The sequence below is a fragment of the Aeromicrobium sp. PFPM2_SD2 genome, from assembly GCF_057364525.1.
This window is the reverse complement of record NZ_JBNFNZ010000512.1, coordinates 1-1,635: the sequence shown is the minus strand read 5'-3', so window position 1 is coordinate 1,635 and position 1,635 is coordinate 1. Positions and strand designations below refer to the sequence as shown.

The following is a 1,635-nucleotide window of genomic DNA, read 5'->3' as shown; positions in this document are numbered from 1 at the left end:
TGCCGGCGGCGCGCGCTACTGGCGCGCGTCGCGGTCCCAGGCGTGCTTGGCCGCGAGCACCGCGGCCTGGGTGCGCCGCTCCAGCCCCAGCTTGGACAGCAGCCGGGTCACGTTGTTCTTGACCGTCTTCTCGGCCAGGAACAGCTCGGCGGCGATCTCGCGGTTGGTCATGCCCCGCCCGATGAGGTCCAGGACGGTGCGCTCGCGCTCGGACAGCTGGTCCAGCTGCGAGGCGTCGGGCTTGCCCTCGCGGATGCGGGTCAGCACGCGGCTGGTCATCACCGGGTCGAGCATCGACTGGCCCGAGGCCACCTGCCGCACCGCGTCGAGCAGGTCGGTTCCGCGCACCTGCTTGAGCACGTAGCCGGACGCGCCGGCCATGATCGCCGAGAACAGCGCCTCGTCGTCCTCGTAGGAGGTCAGGAACAGCACCCGCAGCGCGGGCATCGCGGCGCGCAGCTCGCGGCACAGGTCGACGCCCGAGGCGTCGGGCAGGCGGACGTCCAGCAGGGCCATGTCGGGCTGGAGCGCCGGGACGCGGTCGAGCGCCTGCTGGGCCGAGTCGGCCTCGCCGACCACCTCGAGGCCGGGCTCGGCGTCGAGCAGGCCCTTCACCCCCTGGCGCACGATCGGGTGGTCGTCGACCAGGAAGATCCGCACGTTGTCGGTCACCGCACCGCCTCTCCGGGCACCTGCCACAGCACCTCGACGCCGCCCTCGGGACGGTCGCGCACGACGCACGACCCACCCAGCCCCTCGGCCCGGTGGGCCATGTTCAGCAGCCCGCCGCGCGCGAGGCGCCGCGGAGCCCCCGTCCGTCGTCCGTGACACGGACGACGACGCCATCCTGCACGCTCGCGCGCACCTCCACGTCGATGCTGGACGCCTCGGCGTGGCGCACCGCGTTGGAGACCGCCTCGCCGAGCACGCCGAGCACCTGGTGGCGCAGCGGACCGACCACGAGGGTGTCGACCGGGCCGTCGACGACCAGCCGGGGCCGGAAGCCGACCCCGCGGGCCACCACGTCGCTGAGCCGCAGCAGCTCGGTGCGCACGCCGTCGTCCTCGGCGGTGGACAGCTCGAAGATCGTGCGCCGGATGTCGTGGATCGTCTCGTCGAGCTGGTCGACGGCCTGCGCGACCTGGTCGGCCACCGGACCGGGCTCGAGCGAGCGGCTGAGCACCTCCAGGCCGAGCGCGGTGCCGTAGAGCCGCTGGATGACGAAGTCGTGCAGGTCGCGGCCGATGCGGTCGCGGTCCTCGAGCACGGCGAGCCGGTCGCGGTCGGCGCGGGCCTGCGCCACCTGCAGCACGAGGCCGGCCTGGTCGCAGAAGCGCTGCGGGAGCGTGGGGTCGAGCTGCCAGCTGCGGGCCGGGAGCCGCTCGCGCCAGCCCAGGCCCAGGACGCCCACGTGCTCGTCGCCGGGCAGCGGCAGCAGGATCACCGAGCGCAGCTGCGGCCAGCGCTCCTCCTCGCCGGGCAGGTACAGCGGCTCGAGCTCGGTGTCGGGCACGACGAGCCCGGCCCCGGTGCGCACGACCTCGGCCGGCAGCCCGTCGGGCCGGGTCAGCTCGCCGACCAGGGCCGGCGGGACGTCGCGCCCGGCCACGACCTCGACCGCCAGGTCGGCGTCGC

Annotated in this window: 2 protein-coding genes; both read right to left on the bottom strand. The window is 74.9% G+C overall.

The annotated features are described in order from the left end of the window. Window positions 1-15 precede the first annotated feature (15 nt). On the bottom strand, window positions 16-672 hold the full coding sequence (locus tag AC2W7G_RS15745) for a response regulator (protein ID WP_485869267.1): 657 nt from the start codon (window positions 670-672) through the stop codon (window positions 16-18). 103 nt (window positions 673-775) lie between these two features. Then, window positions 776-1,635 (bottom strand): GAF domain-containing sensor histidine kinase (locus tag AC2W7G_RS15740; protein ID WP_485869266.1); only part of this gene is annotated, 860 nt, incomplete at its 5' end.